The sequence below is a fragment of the Citrobacter sp. 172116965 genome (genome assembly GCF_013458095.1).
Lineage (GTDB): Bacteria > Pseudomonadota > Gammaproteobacteria > Enterobacterales > Enterobacteriaceae > Citrobacter > Citrobacter braakii.
Genome location: NZ_CP046673.1, coordinates 223,639 through 240,945, shown reverse-complemented (window position 1 = coordinate 240,945; position 17,307 = coordinate 223,639). Strand labels below are relative to the sequence as shown.

General features: G+C 49.8%; 17 protein-coding genes. 12 read left to right on the top strand and 5 right to left on the bottom strand.

Going from position 1 to position 17,307, the window contains the following annotated elements; genetic code table 11:
• Positions 1-107 precede the first annotated feature (107 nt).
• Positions 108-1,301: an NAD(P)/FAD-dependent oxidoreductase gene (locus GPJ68_RS01130; RefSeq protein WP_094762200.1), complete on the bottom strand. Its 1,194-nt coding sequence runs from the start codon at positions 1,299-1,301 to the stop codon at positions 108-110.
• A 229-nt stretch (positions 1,302-1,530) separates the two neighbouring features.
• Between GPJ68_RS01130 and pitA the strand changes: the two genes are divergently transcribed.
• Positions 1,531-3,030 carry an inorganic phosphate transporter PitA gene (pitA, locus tag GPJ68_RS01125; protein WP_016154875.1) on the top strand — a complete coding sequence of 500 codons (1,500 nt, stop codon included), beginning with the start codon at positions 1,531-1,533 and terminating at the stop codon, positions 3,028-3,030.
• 64 nt (positions 3,031-3,094) lie between these two features.
• On the opposite strand, the gene uspB is transcribed toward pitA, so the two are convergent.
• A complete protein-coding gene (gene uspB / locus GPJ68_RS01120) occupies positions 3,095-3,430 on the bottom strand; it encodes a universal stress protein UspB (protein WP_003023371.1) in 336 nt (111 codons plus the stop codon).
• 393 nt (positions 3,431-3,823) lie between these two features.
• Between uspB and uspA the strand changes: the two genes are divergently transcribed.
• Entirely contained in the window at positions 3,824-4,261 is a 438-nt protein-coding gene (gene uspA / locus GPJ68_RS01115) for a universal stress protein UspA (protein WP_003023368.1), read from the top strand.
• Positions 4,262-4,542: 281 nt separating this feature from the next.
• Positions 4,543-6,015: a dipeptide/tripeptide permease DtpB gene (gene dtpB, locus GPJ68_RS01110; RefSeq protein WP_019078104.1), complete on the top strand. Its 1,473-nt coding sequence runs from the start codon at positions 4,543-4,545 to the stop codon at positions 6,013-6,015.
• Positions 6,016-6,215: 200 nt separating this feature from the next.
• Here dtpB and GPJ68_RS01105 read toward each other — a convergent pair whose 3' ends face one another.
• On the bottom strand, positions 6,216-6,719 hold the full coding sequence (locus GPJ68_RS01105; protein ID WP_016154877.1) for an Rrf2 family transcriptional regulator: 504 nt from the start codon (positions 6,717-6,719) through the stop codon (positions 6,216-6,218).
• Positions 6,720-6,951: 232 nt separating this feature from the next.
• On the opposite strand from GPJ68_RS01105, the gene GPJ68_RS01100 reads away from it, so the two are divergent.
• The 9 genes from GPJ68_RS01100 to GPJ68_RS01060 all read left to right on the top strand — a co-directional run bounded on the left by GPJ68_RS01100 (position 6,952) and on the right by GPJ68_RS01060 (position 14,311).
• Positions 6,952-8,151 (top strand): NAD(P)/FAD-dependent oxidoreductase, encoded by a 1,200-nt coding sequence (locus GPJ68_RS01100; protein WP_104652226.1) that lies wholly within the window; start codon positions 6,952-6,954, stop codon positions 8,149-8,151.
• 451 nt (positions 8,152-8,602) lie between these two features.
• Positions 8,603-9,352 carry a sorbitol-6-phosphate dehydrogenase subunit gene (locus tag GPJ68_RS01095; RefSeq protein WP_180837080.1) on the top strand — a complete coding sequence of 250 codons (750 nt, stop codon included), beginning with the start codon at positions 8,603-8,605 and terminating at the stop codon, positions 9,350-9,352.
• 28 nt (positions 9,353-9,380) lie between these two features.
• Positions 9,381-10,078, top strand: a protein-coding gene (locus tag GPJ68_RS01090; protein ID WP_095033700.1) for an IS1-like element IS1B family transposase whose coding sequence is annotated in 2 segments (ribosomal slippage) — positions 9,381-9,630 and positions 9,630-10,078 — 699 coding nt in all. Because the reading frame shifts where the segments join, the coding sequence is not laid out codon by codon here.
• A gap of 9 nt (positions 10,079-10,087) precedes the next feature.
• Positions 10,088-10,189 (top strand): hypothetical protein, encoded by a 102-nt coding sequence (locus GPJ68_RS01085; protein ID WP_304653860.1) that lies wholly within the window; start codon positions 10,088-10,090, stop codon positions 10,187-10,189.
• Between the two features lie 18 nt (positions 10,190-10,207).
• Complete coding sequence (locus GPJ68_RS01080; protein ID WP_233896670.1) at positions 10,208-11,668, top strand: PTS mannitol transporter subunit IICB; 1,461 nt, start codon at positions 10,208-10,210, stop codon at positions 11,666-11,668.
• Positions 11,665-12,093 carry a PTS sugar transporter subunit IIA gene (locus tag GPJ68_RS01075; protein ID WP_016157693.1) on the top strand — a complete coding sequence of 143 codons (429 nt, stop codon included), beginning with the start codon at positions 11,665-11,667 and terminating at the stop codon, positions 12,091-12,093. The genes GPJ68_RS01080 and GPJ68_RS01075 overlap by 4 nt, the downstream gene beginning before the upstream one ends.
• 39 nt (positions 12,094-12,132) lie before the next feature.
• A complete protein-coding gene (locus tag GPJ68_RS01070; protein ID WP_016157694.1) occupies positions 12,133-12,831 on the top strand; it encodes a DeoR/GlpR family DNA-binding transcription regulator in 699 nt (232 codons plus the stop codon).
• A gap of 17 nt (positions 12,832-12,848) precedes the next feature.
• On the top strand, positions 12,849-14,021 hold the full coding sequence (locus GPJ68_RS01065; RefSeq protein WP_104652227.1) for a mannitol dehydrogenase: 1,173 nt from the start codon (positions 12,849-12,851) through the stop codon (positions 14,019-14,021).
• A 2-nt stretch (positions 14,022-14,023) separates the two neighbouring features.
• Positions 14,024-14,311: an HPr family phosphocarrier protein gene (locus GPJ68_RS01060; protein ID WP_029139725.1), complete on the top strand. Its 288-nt coding sequence runs from the start codon at positions 14,024-14,026 to the stop codon at positions 14,309-14,311.
• 98 nt (positions 14,312-14,409) lie between these two features.
• Here GPJ68_RS01060 and rsmJ read toward each other — a convergent pair whose 3' ends face one another.
• Both rsmJ and prlC read right to left on the bottom strand, forming a co-directional pair.
• Positions 14,410-15,162 (bottom strand): 16S rRNA (guanine(1516)-N(2))-methyltransferase RsmJ, encoded by a 753-nt coding sequence (rsmJ, locus tag GPJ68_RS01055; protein ID WP_104652228.1) that lies wholly within the window; start codon positions 15,160-15,162, stop codon positions 14,410-14,412.
• An 8-nt stretch (positions 15,163-15,170) separates the two neighbouring features.
• Positions 15,171-17,213 (bottom strand): oligopeptidase A, encoded by a 2,043-nt coding sequence (gene prlC / locus GPJ68_RS01050; protein WP_104652229.1) that lies wholly within the window; start codon positions 17,211-17,213, stop codon positions 15,171-15,173.
• Between the last annotated feature and the right edge of the window lie 94 nt (positions 17,214-17,307).

The following is a 17,307-nucleotide window of genomic DNA, read 5'->3' as shown; positions in this document are numbered from 1 at the left end:
AGAATGCAGCTCGCTTATGGGCAAAATTCTCTTACGGGCAAACTTTATTGTATTTTTACGCTCTTAAGGGCAATCTTTATTGTCTGCGGGCAAACTTTATTGTTAGTTCACACAGGTGTCAAATCCTGCGCGCATGCCCAGGCGCTCGACCACGCCCACTGGAAGTTATAGCCGCCCAGCCAGCCGGTGACGTCCATGACTTCGCCGATAAAGTAGAGTCCCGGCACTTTGCGCGCTTCCATCGTGCGCGATGACAGTTCGTTGGTATCGACGCCGCCCAACGTGACTTCAGCGGTACGATACCCTTCCGTACCGTTCGGCTGCACCCGCCACTCAGTCAGCGTCTCAACCAGCGTTTGCTGATCGCGTACATTAAGCTGCTTCAGCGAGACATCCGGTATTTGCCCTAACTGCTGTAAACATTCCACCAGACGCTTTGGCAACTGCATTGCCAGGGTGTTCTTTAAGCTTTGATTAGGGTGTGCGCTACGTTGGTCATCGAGGAAGCTCGCGAGGTCAACATCCGGCAACAAATTAATGCTGACAAATTCACCTGGCTGCCAAAAACTGGAAATCTGCAGCACGGCCGGACCAGAAAGCCCGCGGTGCGTAAAGAGCAGGTTTTCACGAAATACGGTGCCGTCCTCGGCGGTGATAACGGAAGAAACGGATACGCCAGAGAGCACCTGAAGCTGCTCCAGTAGCGGCTTATGTAAGGTGAAAGGCACCAGCCCTGCGCGCGTAGGCAAAACGTTCAGGCCGAACTGTTCCGCAATTTTATAACCAAACGGCGTCGCGCCCAGACCCGGCATAGAGAGACCACCGGAGGCAATAACCAGCTTTTTCGTGCCGACACTCATCCCATTCAATTCCAGGATAAAATCGTCACCATCTCGCTCAACGCTCAGGATTTCGCTACGTAACCGCATAGTTACGTTACCTTTTTCACACTCATCCACCAGCATATCGACAATTTGCTGGGCGGAATCATCGCAGAAAAGCTGGCCTAGCGTTTTTTCATGCCAGGCAATACCGTGCTTACCCACCAGATCGATAAAATCCCACTGTGTATAACGCGCCAGCGCCGATTTGCAAAAATGCGGGTTTTGACTCAAATACGCAGCCGGCTCGACATAAAGGTTGGTAAAGTTGCAGCGGCCCCCGCCAGACATGAGAATCTTGCGCCCGGGCTTTTTACCATTATCAATTAGCAGTACGCGACTACCTGCTTGTCCTGCCTGCGCGGCACAAAACATACCCGCTGCGCCAGCGCCTATAATAACGGTATCAAACCTTTCCACGTTGCGATCCTCTCTAAAAAGCGGGAGTGAATTGTAAAGATTCCTCAGTGGTCGCACCAGCACCAAACTACCGATAAAGGGTATTTATCTGAAATATATAGGATAATTCTTTAGTGGTGTAAAACAAAGCAGGAGACAAATCAAAAAAACTCTATATTTCACTTTGCCCGCGCCGCCAAAGTCACTGATAATGCGCCGCGTTCATGTCCTCAAAATGGCGTAACGTCCTATGCTACATTTGTTTGCTGGCCTGGATTTACATACCGGGCTTTTACTATTGCTTGCTCTGGCTTTCGTGCTGTTCTACGAAGCAATTAATGGCTTCCATGATACAGCCAATGCTGTCGCAACTGTGATCTATACCCGTGCAATGCGTTCGCAATTGGCGGTGGTCATGGCTGCGGTGTTCAACTTCTTTGGTGTTTTGCTGGGTGGTCTCAGCGTGGCGTATGCCATCGTGCATATGTTACCAACGGATCTGCTGCTTAATATGGGATCGTCACATGGCCTCGCCATGGTGTTCTCCATGTTGCTGGCGGCAATTATCTGGAACCTGGGTACCTGGTACTTTGGTCTGCCTGCATCCAGCTCCCACACGCTGATTGGCGCCATTATCGGTATTGGTTTAACCAATGCGCTGATGAACGGCACCTCGGTGGTGGATGCACTTAACATCCCGAAAGTTATCGGTATTTTTGCCTCGCTTATCATCTCACCTATTGTCGGTCTGGTGGTTGCAGGTGGTCTTATTTTCATTCTGCGTCGCTACTGGAGCGGTACGAAAAAACGTGCCCGTATCCACCTGACGCCGGCAGAACGTGAAAAGAAAGACGGAAAGAAAAAGCCGCCGTTCTGGACGCGTATTGCACTGATCCTCTCCGCTATCGGCGTGGCGTTCTCTCACGGCGCGAACGATGGTCAGAAAGGCATTGGTCTGGTGATGCTAGTGCTGATTGGCGTAGCGCCAGCAGGTTTCGTGGTGAATATGAATGCTTCCGGTTACGAAATTACCCGTACCCGTGATGCAATCAATAACGTCGAAGTCTTCTTCCAGCAGCGCCCTGACCTGCTTAAACAGGCCACAGGCGTAGACCAGCTGATTCCGTCCCCGACGGACGCGGCACCAGCGACACCGACCGAGTTCCATTGTCACCCGGCGAATACCATCAACGCGCTGGAACGTGCGAAAGGTATGCTGGCGAATCTGGAAACCTACGACAAGTTAAGCGTCGAACAGCGTGGTCAGTTGCGCCGTATTATGCTGTGCATCTCTGATACCACCGATAAAGTGGTTAAGCTGCCTGGCGTAAGCGCTGACGATCAGCGTCTGCTGAAGAAACTGAAATCTGACATGCTGAGCACCATTGAGTACGCGCCTATCTGGATCATTATGGCCGTCGCACTGGCGCTGGGTATTGGTACGATGATTGGCTGGCGTCGCGTGGCAACCACTATCGGTGAGAAAATCGGTAAGAAAGGCATGACCTATGCCCAGGGGATGTCGGCGCAGATGACCGCCGCAGTCTCTATCGGTCTTGCCAGCTACACCGGTATGCCCGTTTCCACCACACACGTTCTCTCCTCTTCCGTTGCGGGAACGATGGTTGTTGATGGCGGCGGTTTGCAGCGTAAAACGGTGACCAGCATTCTGATGGCCTGGGTCTTCACCCTGCCAGCAGCAATTCTTCTTTCCGGCGGGCTGTACTGGCTCTCCCTGAAGCTTATCTAAGCGAATGCGCGGTAAAAAAGCGGGTCAGGAAACTGGCCCGCTTTTTTTGTATCTGTCGTTGGAATCAGTGCCAGATAATCAGCGCAACCATGCTGATTAGCACCAGGCCGCATAGCGCGCTGGTGAGAATGAACTGACCGCGAACCCGCTCACAGCGGCGAATAAATTCATCATCATGATGATCGCGGTAACGCTGAGCGTAGATATACCACACCAGACGCATCTGCTTGTTCGGTTGCCCATGCGAGGTAAAAAAGCCCCCTCCATCTACATACTGGTAAAGCAATGGATCGCAACCACGAAGTACTACTAGCAGTGCGCGTAGCGAAGAAAAATAGCGCGCCATATTAACAATGCAAACGACACATAAAGCCCAGAACAATGCAATGGTGCTTATCATACCCCCTCCCCGGCGACCCGCCCACGGAACTCCTTTCCGGGACTACCGCTCCCCGATACCCTGCCAAACCATTCAGTGAAGAGTACTGAAGAAACCGTTCGTATTAGTATCACGCATTCGAACGCCCCTCTAGATAGTGTAGGAGATTAGTTAATTTTTTTGCCAGAAGGTTAATCGCTATCAATGCAATTAACTAAAAAATTTGTTTAACTGCTTGGCAAGCAAGGCGGATTGACGGATTATTCTGGTCGCTATAATGTAAGGATAGTCCTTATATGGTACGTTTTTACGACTGGGCTAGCCCCGCGCACAAGGTTCGCAGGACGCGGATGACGCGGCGGCAGAGAAACGCCAGCAGGCTAGTCATCGACAACTTATGGAAGGAGTAACACTATGGCTTATAAACACATTCTTATCGCGGTTGATCTTTCTCCGGAAAGCAAAGTTCTGGTTGAAAAAGCGGTCTCTATGGCGCGGCCTTACAATGCTAAAGTTTCCCTTATCCACGTTGACGTAAACTATTCCGACCTGTACACCGGCCTTATCGACGTGAATCTGGGCGACATGCAGAAACGCATTTCTGAAGAAACCCACCACGCGTTAACCGAGCTGTCCACCAACGCAGGCTACCCTATCACCGAAACCCTGAGCGGTAGCGGCGACCTGGGTCAGGTTCTGGTTGATGCCATCAAAAAATACGACATGGACCTGGTCGTTTGTGGTCACCACCAGGATTTCTGGAGCAAACTGATGTCCTCCGCGCGCCAACTGATCAACACCGTCCACGTCGACATGTTGATTGTTCCGCTGCGTGACGACGAAGAAGCATAAAATGCTTGCCGCCGGGAAATAGCCCGGCCTGCTGCAAGTAGTTAAGCCTGTAAACGCCCGCCTGTGCGGGCGTTTTTGTTTTTATCATTCGGACACAATTAGTACATCAATCCAACAAACAAATCATAATTAGTGTGATCAACTAATTGGATCGAAAACCATCTCTATAATACTCTACTCTCGCGGCTAATAGCCGCAGCCTATAACAAAACAAGACTTTTTCGGCGCGTTTAAGCATACGCGTTCATACTTTTCGGGATGGCTTTGAAAGGCGATGGAATATGAATAAAACTGCACCTACGGGCTTGCTGCAGCAACCTCGTCCGTTCTTCATGATCTTCTTTGTAGAATTATGGGAACGATTTGGCTATTACGGCGTTCAGGGCATCCTGGCGGTATTCTTTGTTAAGCAGCTAGGATTTTCACAGGAACAGGCATTTGTCACCTTTGGTGCCTTTGCTGCGCTGGTCTACGGCCTGATCTCGATCGGCGGCTACGTCGGCGACCACCTGTTAGGCACTAAGCGCACGCTGGTTCTCGGTGCCATTGTGCTGGCAATCGGCTACTTCATGACCGGGATGTCGCTGCTCAAGCCCGATCTGATCTTTATTGCTTTGGGTACCATTGCCGTCGGTAACGGGCTGTTTAAAGCCAATCCGGCAAGCCTGTTGTCAAAATGCTATCCACCAAAAGACGCCCGTCTGGACGGTGCTTTCACCCTGTTTTATATGTCGATTAACATCGGTTCGTTGCTGTCGCTGTCGCTGGCACCGGTGATTGCCGATAAGTTTGGCTACGCGGTGACCTACAACCTGTGCGGGGCCGGGCTTATCGTCGCGCTGCTGGTCTACTTTGCCTGCCGTGGGATGGTAAAAAATATCGGTTCTGAGCCAGACCATAAGCCGCTGAATTTCCGTAATCTGCTGTACGTGCTGGCCGGTACGGTAGTGATGGTATTTATCTGCGCCTGGCTGATGCACAACGTGCAGATTGCCAACCTGGTGCTGATCGTCCTGTCGATTGCCGTGACTATCATCTTCTTCCGTCAGGCATTCAAACTGGATAAAACCGGGCGCAACAAGATGTTCGTGGCCTTCATCCTGATGCTGGAAGCGGTTGTGTTCTACGTGCTGTACGCGCAGATGCCGACATCGCTGAACTTCTTTGCTATCAATAACGTGCACCATGAAATTCTCGGTTTCGCCATTAACCCAGTGAGCTTCCAGGCGCTGAACCCGTTCTGGGTGGTGCTGGCAAGTCCGGTACTGGCCGCGATCTATACCCGTCTGGGAAACAAAGGCAAAGACCTGACTATGCCGATGAAATTTACGCTCGGTATGTTCCTGTGCTCGTTGGGCTTCCTGACGGCAGCCGCTGCCGGGATGTGGTTTGCGGATGCGCAGGGGCTGACGTCGCCGTGGTTTATCGTGCTGGTATATCTGTTCCAGAGCCTGGGTGAACTGCTGATTAGTGCCCTGGGACTGGCGATGGTCGCCGCTCTCGTGCCGCAGCACCTGATGGGCTTTATTCTCGGGATGTGGTTCCTGACGCAAGCCGCCGCCTTCCTGATGGGCGGGTATGTCGCCACGTTTACTGCCGTACCGGAGAACATCACCGACCCGCTGCAAACGCTGCCTATCTACACCAACGTCTTCAGCAAGATAGGCCTGGTCACCCTGGCTGTCACGGTGGTGATGGCGATTATGGTGCCCTGGCTGAACCGAATGATTAATACGCCAGATAGCAGTAAATAAGCTTTTTTTAACATTAACCGCGAGTCACATCGCGGTTTTTTTTGCCTTTTAAGTCCTGCATTGTAAGAGCGTAGTTTATACAAACAGGTCATCATGAATGGACATGACCATGAACGATATTGCGTTGATTAAGACTTCGGTCTTATCACGCCAGCGGAAAGCGCTTCTCACCGAGGATGAGCACCGGGCATTCTCAATCGCTACCCTTTGCGCGCGTTAATCCACTCCTGAACTTCGACCACAAAAGTGTCCGGCGCTTTGCGGTACATTTTGCGCGCCAAATCCAGAATCGTATGCTGACCGAGCGCTTCTTCCATTCGCTGCTGAGCCATATCCATTACCGAGCGCACACCACAAATGCCTTCACAGGCCCACTCCGGCGGATGCTCCTCAAATACCGCCAGCCGCTGGCGAATTTCACGACACTCAAAGATGCGCTTATCGCCATCAATGGCATTCACCACGTCCAGCACCGTAATGTGTTCAGCAGGTTTAGCCAACTGGAAACCGCCGCCCTTTCCCTCAATGCTGCGCACCAGGCCCGCTTTCGACAAACGGGTGAAAATTTTCGCCAGGTAGTCGTACGGCACGCTTTGCAGCTCGGCAATTTCCCGCACGCTCATATCCCGCGCGTCGCCCTTGCTGTCGACCATACACATCAGGCTATGAATGCCGTACTCAACCCCGGAACTGTAAAATGCCATTCTCTTATCTCAGCCAAAATGAATCTGAGTTAATTGTAGCTTTTTCGTCTCATTCATTCCAGACAGCAGCACAACCCATATTTATATAAAAACTTTAATCATATATTTATCAAATAGATAATAAAACACCCTACGACATCAGGACAAAAAGGATCCTGATCGCATTGCAATTCTTAACTCCGACAAATAAAATCCGAGTAAATTATTCATAGTCACCAGAGAGAACCCCCCAATGCGTAAACGAATTCTGATCGTGGGCGCCGGCTTTGCCGGTATGTGGGCAGCATTAAGCGCCGCACGACTGGCGGATAAATATCAGCAGGCCATTGATATTACAGTAATTGCACCACAGCCAGAGCTGCGTGTCCGCCCACGCTTTTATGAACGCGCCGTACAAACCCTGGTCGCCCCGCTGCAACCCTTGTTTGACGTTACCGGCGTCAACTTCCTGCAAGGTCACGTCGAGCAGATCATCCCGGACTCTAAAGAGGTGAGCTGGAAAGATGCCAACGGAGAAATTCATCTGCGCCGCTACGACCGCCTGGTACTCGCCAGCGGGAGTCACGTTAACCGCGACGCCGTTGTCGGTGCAGCCGAGCATGCGTTTGACCTCGACCAGCTCGAGAGCGCCACCGCACTGGAGCAGCACATTACAGACCTGGCATTACAGCCGGAAAGTGAGGCTCGCAATACGGTGGTGGTCTGTGGCGGCGGCTTTACCGGGATTGAGATGGCGCTGGAATTACCTGGTCGTCTGCGTGAGATTCTGGGTGCCGATGCTAAGACCAGAGTGGTCGTAGTTGAGCGCGGTGCTCAGCCTGCCGGGCGCTGGAGCCAGGAATTACGCGACGTGATAATCAAAGCCTCCGCTGAACTGGGCATCGAATGGTTGGTAAATGCAGAAGTAGAAAGCGTGGATGCCGGGGGCGTAACGCTGAAAGATGGGCAGGTTATTGCCTCTCAAACAGTTATCTGGACCGTCGGCGTGCAGGCCAACAGCCTGACAGCACAGATTAACGCCCCGCGCGATCGACAGGGCCGCCTGCATGTGAATGCCAATCTGCAGGTCGTGGGTCATGATGATATCTACGCCACTGGCGATGTGGCCTACGCCGCCACCGATGACAAAGGCAACCATGCGTTAATGACCTGCCAGCACGCTATTTTGTTGGGTAAATTTGCCGGTAATAACGCCGCTGCAAGCCTGCTGGGTGTAGAACCTTCACCGTACCGTCAGGAGATGTACGTCACCTGTCTGGATCTCGGCGCGTGGGGCGCGGTGTATACCGAAGGATGGGATCAGCAGGTCAAACTCACTCGCGCAGAAGCGAAGAAACTGAAAGTATCGATTGTCAGTGAACTGATTTATCCGCCGAAAGCGGAAAGAGCCGTCGCATTTGAGATGGCTGACCCATACGCACCGTTTGTCTAACCTCCAGTAAACATAGTCTTCCTGACGGACAATCACTCTGTCAGGAAGTCGCCAGTGCCATACAACCTCCCCAGCAATGCCCCATCAATTATATACATGCTTCTTTATCAATTATTCCCCTCAATTTTAATCACGCATAAAGACGCATTAAAAAAGCAAACGCGCAAATAAACGCATCAATGAATCGATTAACAATCGTACACACCACAAATGCGATCCTTTACGCAAAACACAAGAAATATAATCAACCAACTGAATTAAAAGAATTTAAAATGTATCCTGTGATTAGCATCGCAAAAATCAACGATCTTCGTAGGCAATGCGTTTTTCTGCGCATAGATTATAAACACGCAAAAAACCGCATCAACATGTAAACAATATGCTGCGGGCATCGAATGTCAAATACCCAGGCAGCTGCTGTCAGTCAATCGTGAAAAGTGGGAGAACGTAAATGGATCAAGCAACAAAGTGGTTGGATCTTTCCGGTAAAGTCGTGGTCGTGACGGGTGGCAGTATGGGCCTGGGTGAAAAAATGGTTGAGAATCTCTACGCCAACGGTGCAACCGTGGTTTATGCCGATTTATCACCCAATAAAAACTTCAGCCAGTTCGACGACATCATCTTCATCAAATGCGATGTGACCAAAAAAACAGAAGTTGAGCAGCTCACGGCCTCAGTGGTAAAGAGGTTTGGTCATATAGACGGTTTAGTCAACAATGCGGGTGTCAGCCGTCCACGCCTGTTAGTCGATGTATTTAAAGAAAAACCAGAATATGAACTGAGCGAAGATGATTTCGACTTTATGGTCAATGTTAACCAGAAAGCTGTTTTTCTGGTATCGCAGTCCATTGGGCGCCAGATGGTCGAACAAGAATCCGGCGTCATTATCAATATGACTTCCGAAGCTGGTGTTCAGGGTTCACGCGGGCAGAGCTGCTATTCCGCAACGAAAGCCGCCGTTAACGCCTTCACATTTTCATGGGCGAAAGAGTTGGGCCCCCACAATGTGCGCGTTGTTAGCGTTGAGCCAGCCATCAATGTACCAACGCCAATGAACAGCGAAGCCAATTTCCGGGCGCTGGCTTACACACGAGGAACCGATCCAAATCATGTTCATAAAGACTATAAAGGCATTATTCCTCTTGGTCGTCCGGGGAAACTTGAAGAGATTGCCGGTGATGCTGCCAACTTACTGATTTAGTGTATGATGGTGTTTTTGAGGTGCTCCAGTGGCTTCTGTTTCTATCAGCTGTCCCTCCTGTTCAGCTACTGACGGGGTGGTGCGTAACGGCAAAAGCACCGCCGGACATCAGCGCTATCTCTGCTCTCACTGCCGTAAAACATGGCAACTGCAGTTCACTTACACCGCTTCTCAACCCGGTACGCACCAGAAAATCATTGATATGGCCATGAATGGCGTTGGATGCCGGGCAACCGCCCGCATTATGGGCGTTGGCCTCAACACGATTTTCCGCCATTTAAAAAACTCAGGCCGCAGTCGGTAACCTCGCGCATACAGCCGGGCAGTGACGTCATCGTCTGCGCGGAAATGGACGAACAGTGGGGATACGTCGGGGCTAAATCGCGCCAGCGCTGGCTGTTTTACGCGTATGACAGGCTCCGGAAGACGGTTGTTGCGCACGTATTCGGTGAACGCACTATGGCGACGCTGGGGCGTCTTATGAGCCTGCTGTCACCCTTTGACGTGGTGATATGGATGACGGATGGCTGGCCGCTGTATGAATCCCGCCTGAAGGGAAAGCTGCACGTAATCAGCAAGCGATATACGCAGCGAATTGAGCGGCATAACCTGAATCTGAGGCAGCACCTGGCACGGCTGGGACGGAAGTCGCTGTCGTTCTCAAAATCGGTGGAGCTGCATGACAAAGTCATCGGGCATTATCTGAACATAAAACACTATCAATAAGTTGGAGTCATTACCGAGATTGCCGACCTGATCTCTTTCCTGGTTTCCGATCATTCTTCTTATATCACCGGGTCCGTAATCAATATTACCGGCGGTAAATCGCATCATTAATCACTCATCAATATAAGAATGGAGCCGACCATGGGGAACAGTCGAATTGCCAATAGCCCTGCGTTAGCAAAAATTAGAAAGTTTGGTGGAGTTATGAGCGGCATGGTTATGCCGAATCTGGGAGCGTTTGTGGGATGGGGTTTAATGGCCGCCATCTTTATCCCTAATGGCTGGTTCCCTAATGAAAAATTAGGTGAAATGGTTGGCCCAATCCTAAATTACCTTTTTCCATTACTGATTGGCTATACCGCAGGATATAACATCCACGGTCAACGTGGAGGGGTCATTGCTGCATTCGCGACAATGGGCGTTATCGTCGGGTCAGAAATCACGATGATCAGTGGGGCGATGGTCATGGGGCCACTCTCTTCCTGGCTGTTGAAGAAATTTGACCAAAAAGTGCAGGACAAAATTAAGCCGGGATTTGAAATGTTCGTCAATAATTTCAGTCTCGGAATTATTGGCCTGATATGCGCTATTTTCGCCTATATGACCGTTGGGCCGGTTATCCGCCTGCTGATTGTCATTATCACGTCAGGGGTAAACTGGTGTACCAGCAATAATTTACTCCCTTTACTGTCAGTGTTTATGGCGCCCGCTCAGGTTCTGTTCCTGAATAATGTGGTTAACCACGGCATTCTCGCACCAATTGGTTTCGCCCAGGTTCCCGAACTGGGTAAATCAATCATGTTCCTGGTAGATACCAATAATGGCCCACTGCTCGGAACATTAATGGCGATAGCCCTGTTTGGACGTGGACGCGCGAAGAAAACAGCACCGATGGCGATGTTTATTGCAGGTATAGCGGGGATCGGTGAAGTCTATTTTCCGTTTGTGCTGGCAAATCCATTACTGGTATTCGCCACAATGGGAGGACTTGCCGTCTCCTTATTCTTACAAGTCATCATGGAAGGCGGGTTGATCGGCGTTGCATCTCCAGGCAGTTTAATCGCTATCGCCATGATGACGCCGAAAAGCGCCATCGTTGCCAATCTGGTGTCCATCAGCGCAGGATTTATCGTGTCATGCGCGCTGGGCTGGTTAATACTTAAAATCAGCCCCGGTTCAGAAGATGATGATGAAAGCCCAGTGACTGTCGGCGGGCGTCAGGTTAAATCTGTGGCTGATTTTGTCCCAGGCTTATCCAATACCAGCGTAAAAAAGGTGCAACGTATATTGGTCGCATGTGATTCCGGGATGGGTTCTAGCGCAATGGGCGCTTCTGTTCTACGTAAACGACTACAAGAAGAAGGGCTCGGCTATATTAAGGTTATTAACGATTCAGCAAACCGAGTGGGTAGAGACTACGATATGGTAATTACTTTATCTGGGCTCCTTGAGCGCGCAAAATTAAGCTGTGAAAACACCGATACTGTGTTTATGACCGTTAATAACTTTATTAAGTTGAGTGATTATGACGAAACAGTTGCGTTTATAAAATCGCATAATCATGAAAACCATGAAGAGGTGCCAGCATGAGTGACATCTTTATCCCCGAGAACATTATTCTTAATGCACATGCCAACGATAAATTTGAAGCTATAACCCTTACTGGAAATATTCTGAAAATGAATGGCTATGTGACAGATAAATACGTTCAGAGAATGAAACTCAGAGAGGAGATTGTTTCAACTTATTTAGGCAATGGTTTAGCAATACCACATGGTACGGATGGTTCAGATTGCGAAATCATTAAGTCAGGCATTTCTTTAGTACAGTTTCCTGACGGTATAGACTTTGGTGATGGAAATACTGCCTATATAACCATAGGTATCGCGGGTAAAGAAGGCGAACATATGGACTTGTTAAATAAAATCGCCTTAATTTGCATTGAAGAAAAGAATGTTCAGGCATTACGAACCGCTAACTCTATAGAATATATTTTACAAGTGCTAAACATCTAAGATATACTCATTATTCTCTGAATAAAATGAGTCATTACGATGAAAGCGGCAAGACAAGATATTATTCTTCAAATACTTGAGAAAGAGAAAAAGATTGTTGTCAGTAAATTAAGTGAGCGTCTTAAGGTTTCTGAGGACACCATAAGACGCGACTTAAATGAGCTTGCGAATCAAGGAGTAATTCATCGTGTTCATAGTGGCGCAATACGCGTCGGGCCTGCCATCACTGAGTTTAATGTCCGGCAGGATCTGAACACCAATGAGAAAGTAAAGCTGGCAAAGAAAGCCGTACATTTAATTAAAGAAAATAGCGTCATTTTAATTGACGGAGGAACAACTAACTACGAACTCATAAAGCTAATACCCAAAGATTTAAAATGCACTGTTGTTTCTAATAACATCCCTATTCTGCATTTATTAAGTGATTACAAGAATGTAGAGGTTATAGGATTAGGGGGCAGGCTTTATAAAAACTCTTTGGTTTTAATTGGTGCTGAAACTATTCGCGAATTAAATGCTATTCGCCCGGATATATACTTTATGGGTGTTGCGCATGTTGACAGTGAAGTCGGTGTAACTATTCCCGATCTGGATGAGTGTTATACCAAACAAAAAATGGCTGAAGTCTCTAATGAAGTTGCCATTCTTGTAACCGAAGAAAAACTTGAGACCAGATCTAATTTCGTGGTGTCCTCACTCAAGGATATAAATCATATATTCACGAGCAAGGATATCTAATAATATGAGGAGTTATAATGAAACGCGTATTAATTATAGGCGCTGGCCGCCTTGGTAAAGGCTTTGTGGGCGAAACATTTGACAATGCTGGCTGGGATATAACATTTCTGGATAAAGACCAAAGAGTTATTGATGAACTGAACCGTGAAAACAAATATACCGTTCAGGTTTTTCGTACTGATGACATCATTTTACACGAGATCACCAACTTTAATGCTTTTTTGACCGATGACAACTATTCTGTCATGAATGACTTTATTGAGTCGTCTGTCATTATGTGTCCACTTTATCCAGAGGATTTTGCAGAATCCGCTCAGTATCTTGGCAAATGTTTTGAGCATCAATATCATATTGACCCAAACAAAAAAATGTCATTAATTTGCCTGACAAATAAAAATCATATTATTAAAGATATTGAAGGCTGGTACCGTGACGCAATCCCATCTGCTGAAGCGCGTCAATGGTTCGACACCCACGTAGCGATCCGCGACTCAATTGTCAGACGCTCCACCGATGCCAAAACGCACTACGCAACCCAGATAGACAGCACCGCCGTTGCCTCATTGATCATTCAAACTCCTCTTTATAACGACATCAGTGGTGTGGAATGGCTAGAGCCACGCGAACATCTGGAAATGCTTAAAGACATCAAAGTATTTACCATCAATGGCCCTCACGCTACTACCGCCTGGTATGGACACCTGAAAGGTTACAAAACCATTCCTGATGCCTCAGCCGATCCTCAGGTTTCAGATTTGGCCAATGCGGTACACGATGTCACAATTACTGCGGTAATGACCGAATACCCACAAATCACGCGTGAAGCATTAAAAGATCTGGAGTACTTACCTAAAGCTAAAAACGAACTCCCGGATTCGATTCATCGTGTCGCCTATGATCCTATTCGGAAATTGGCTTATCAGGATCGCTTAATGGGTGTAGTGCAACTTTGTCTTAAACACGACCTCGATTACACCCCCCTCACAAAAGCGATCGCTTGCGGCCTTGCTTATTATGCCGAAGACGATCAAGCCTCTGTCAAACTGCAACAGAAAATGCAACGAATGGGATTGCTGACTACCGCTGCCGAAATCATTGGCTTACCTAAAAATCACCCTGTGACGCTTAATGTTGCACAGCAATATTTAGCGCTGGATGCTGAAAATTTAATTCCAACGACACAGTGTTAATTATGATGCCTGATGCCAATTGCAATGCTCGTTTCATCATAAAAAATGAGCATGGTCTACATGCTCGTCCAGGAGCAAACCTGGTTGCGACATTAAAACCCTTTAAATGTGAAGTTAAGATCGCAAATCTTGCAAGAAGTGATAAATACGTAAATGCAAAGAGTCTAATGGCTCTCATGTCCCTGGGTATAAAAAAAGGCCATGAAGTCAATATCGTATTCCTGGGTGAAGATGCCCAAATTGCATTACAAAAACTTAGCGCCGAAATCGAAAATGGTTTAGGTGAATAAGCTAATATCATTGGCGCTTATTTTTAAATAAGCGCCAACATCCGAAGATTTGGGAGCATTATGATGACCACCACCCACGATCGAGTTAAGTGGAAAGGCTATTCAGGAGTCCCCGCGTAAATATCAAACCGATGCCCTTTCGTAACTACCGCGTTCGGCGTGGCGACATCCGCCAGCGGCGGTGCGTAATCCGGGCGCTTCACTACCACACGTTTAGTGGCTAGCTGACGCGCAGGATCCAGCAGCCCATCCGCATCCAGGTCCGGCCCCACCAACGACTGAAACACGCGCATCTCTTTTTTCACCAGCGCGCTTTTCTGCTTATGCGGGAACATCGGGTCGAGGTACACCACCTGCGGACGCGGCGTGATATCGGTTAACGCCGTCAGGCTTGAAGCGTGGATCAGTTGCAAACGTTCCTGCAGCCACGGACCGATTTCCGGGTCAGCATACCCTCGCGCCAGGCCATCATCCAACAGCGCCGCCACGACCGGGTTACGTTCCAGCATTCGCACGCGGCAGCCTACTGAGGCCAGCACAAACGCATCGCGCCCCAGCCCTGCAGTCGCATCAACCACATCCGGCAGGTAATCGCCTTTAATGCCAACCGCCTTCGCCACCGCTTCGCCGCGACCACCGCCAAATTTGCGCCGATGGGCCATCGCACCGCCAACGAAATCCACGAAGATACCGCCGAGTTTGGGCTCATCACGTTTGCGCAGTTCCAGATGTTCCGGTGTCATCACCAGCGCCATCAGGTTATCTTCATCGTGCGTAAGATTCCAGCGGGCGGCAAGAACAGATAAGGCGCCGTCTCCGGCGCCTGTTTCATCTACTAAGCAGATTTTCACGTGAATAATCAGCCTTTAATCCCGTAATGCTCCAGCATTGCATCCAGTTGCGGCTCACGGCCACGGAAGCGCTTGAACAGTTCCATCGGCTCTTCAGAACCACCACGGGTGAGAATGTTATCGAGGAACGATTGTCCGGTTTGACGGTTGAAAATCCCTTCATCTTCAAAGCGAGAGAATGCATCCGCCGCCAGCACGTCGGCCCACAGGTAGCTGTAGTAACCCGCCGCATAGCCACCAGCAAAAATGTGGCTGAAGGCATGCGGGAAGCGGCCCCACGTTGGTCCCGGCACCACGGCGACCTGCTTTTTAATTTCCGCCAGCGTTTCGAGGATTTTCGCCCCTTGCTGTGGGTTAAACTCCGCATGCAGACGGAAATCAAACAGGCCAAACTCCAGTTGACGCAGAATAAACAGCGCCGCCTGGTAATTTTTCGCCGCCAGCATTTTATCCAGCAACTCCTTGGGCAGCGGCTCACCGGTCTCAAAGTGACCAGAGATAAATGCCAGCGCTTCGGGCTCCCAGCACCAGTTTTCCATAAACTGGCTCGGCAGTTCGACCGCATCCCACGGCACGCCGTTGATACCTGAAACACCGGCGGTTTCGATACGGGTCAGCATATGGTGCAGACCGTGGCCGAACTCGTGGAACAGGGTGATCACTTCATCGTGGGTAAACAGCGCGGGTTTGCCGTTCACCGGGCGGTTAAAGTTACAGGTCAGGTAGGCAACAGGCTTTTGCAGCGTACCGTCGGCTTTACGCATCTGGCCGACGCAGTCGTCCATCCACGCCCCGCCACGTTTATGTTCACGGGCATACAGGTCAAGATAGAAACTGCCGCGCAGTTCGTTGTTTTCGTCATACAGTTCGAAGAAACGTACTTCCTGGTGCCAGACGTCAACATCAGTGCGCTCTTTAGCAGTAATACCGTAAATACGTTTAACCACTTCAAACAGGCCGTTAACGGCTTTGTTTTCCGGGAAGTATGGACGCAGCTGCTCGTCGCTGATGCTATAGAGGTGCTGTTTTTGTTTCTCGCTGTAGTAAGCGATATCCCACGGCTGCAGCTCATCGACACCAAATTCCGCTTTCGCGAAGGCGCGCAGTTGAGCCAGCTCTTTCTCGCCCTGAGGACGGGCACGTTTCGCCAGGCCCGTCAGGAAGTCGAGTACCTGCTGCGGGTTTTCCGCCATTTTGGTGGACAGAGATTTAAAAGCGTAGCTTTCAAAGCCCAGCAGCTGTGCCAGCTCGTGGCGCAGCGCGAGGATCTCTTCCATTATCGGGCTGTTGTCCCATTTACCAGCGTTTGGCCCCTGATCAGACGCGCGAGTGGAGTAAGCGCGATACATCTCCTCACGCAGCCCCTGGTTATCACAGTAGGTCATCACCGGCAGGTAGCTTGGGATATCCAGCGTTAACAGGTAGCCTTCCTGCTGTTTAGCATCAGCCTGGGCTTTTGCAGCCGCCAGCGCGCTTTCCGGCATGCCGGAGAGTTCCGCTTCATCAGTCACCAGCTTAGTCCAGCCCATCGTGGCATCGAGGACGTTATTGCTGTAGAGATTGCCCAGCTCAGACAGGCGGGTGGCAATCTCACCATAGCGCAGCTGTTTTTCCTTCGGCAGACCAATACCAGAAAGCTCAAAATCGCGCAGCGCGTTATCGACCGCTTTTTTCTGTGCGGTGTTCAGGGTGGCGTAATGATCGCCGTCACGCAGGTCGCGGTACGCTTTGTACAGACCTTCATGTTGCCCAACCCAGGTGCTGTATTCAGACAGCAGCGGCAGCGTTTGTTCGTAGGCTTCGCGCAATTCCGGGCTATTCTTCACCGAGTTCAGGTGGCTAACCGGAGAGAAAATACGCCCCAGCACATCGTCAACTTCCGCCAACGGCTGGCAAAGATTTTCCCAGGTGTACGGCGCGCCCTGCGCAACCACTCGCTCAACGTTTTCGCGGCAATCGTTCAGCGCCTTAGTCACGGCAGGCACGACGTGCTCAGGCTGAATTTTAGAAAATGGCGGCAGTTCGAAGGGGGTCAGCAATGGATTGGTCATTAGCGCGGTCCTGTTGAAAAGAGTGAATGAAGCGCGTATCCGGCGCTGTGCATATTAATTTGTACAATGGGGTTAAGTGTAGAGGATTTCAATG

Bases quoted from the DNA above. Each gene is read 5' to 3' on its own strand.
- uspA (WP_003023368.1), top strand. From the start codon at position 3,824: ATGGCTTATAAACACATTCTTATCGCGGTTGATCTTTCTCCGGAAAGC.
- GPJ68_RS01075 (WP_016157693.1), top strand. From the start codon at position 11,665: ATGAGTGACATCTTTATCCCCGAGAACATTATTCTTAATGCACATGCC.
- GPJ68_RS01095 (WP_180837080.1), top strand. From the start codon at position 8,603: ATGGATCAAGCAACAAAGTGGTTGGATCTTTCCGGTAAAGTCGTGGTC.
- GPJ68_RS01070 (WP_016157694.1), top strand. From the start codon at position 12,133: ATGAAAGCGGCAAGACAAGATATTATTCTTCAAATACTTGAGAAAGAG.
- uspB (WP_003023371.1), bottom strand. From the start codon at position 3,430: ATGATAAGCACCATTGCATTGTTCTGGGCTTTATGTGTCGTTTGCATT.
- prlC (WP_104652229.1), bottom strand. From the start codon at position 17,213: ATGACCAATCCATTGCTGACCCCCTTCGAACTGCCGCCATTTTCTAAA.
- GPJ68_RS01060 (WP_029139725.1), top strand. From the start codon at position 14,024: ATGATGCCTGATGCCAATTGCAATGCTCGTTTCATCATAAAAAATGAG.
- dtpB (WP_019078104.1), top strand. From the start codon at position 4,543: ATGAATAAAACTGCACCTACGGGCTTGCTGCAGCAACCTCGTCCGTTC.
- pitA (WP_016154875.1), top strand. From the start codon at position 1,531: ATGCTACATTTGTTTGCTGGCCTGGATTTACATACCGGGCTTTTACTA.
- GPJ68_RS01105 (WP_016154877.1), bottom strand. From the start codon at position 6,719: ATGGCATTTTACAGTTCCGGGGTTGAGTACGGCATTCATAGCCTGATG.
- GPJ68_RS01065 (WP_104652227.1), top strand. From the start codon at position 12,849: ATGAAACGCGTATTAATTATAGGCGCTGGCCGCCTTGGTAAAGGCTTT.
- GPJ68_RS01080 (WP_233896670.1), top strand. From the start codon at position 10,208: ATGGAGCCGACCATGGGGAACAGTCGAATTGCCAATAGCCCTGCGTTA.
- GPJ68_RS01100 (WP_104652226.1), top strand. From the start codon at position 6,952: ATGCGTAAACGAATTCTGATCGTGGGCGCCGGCTTTGCCGGTATGTGG.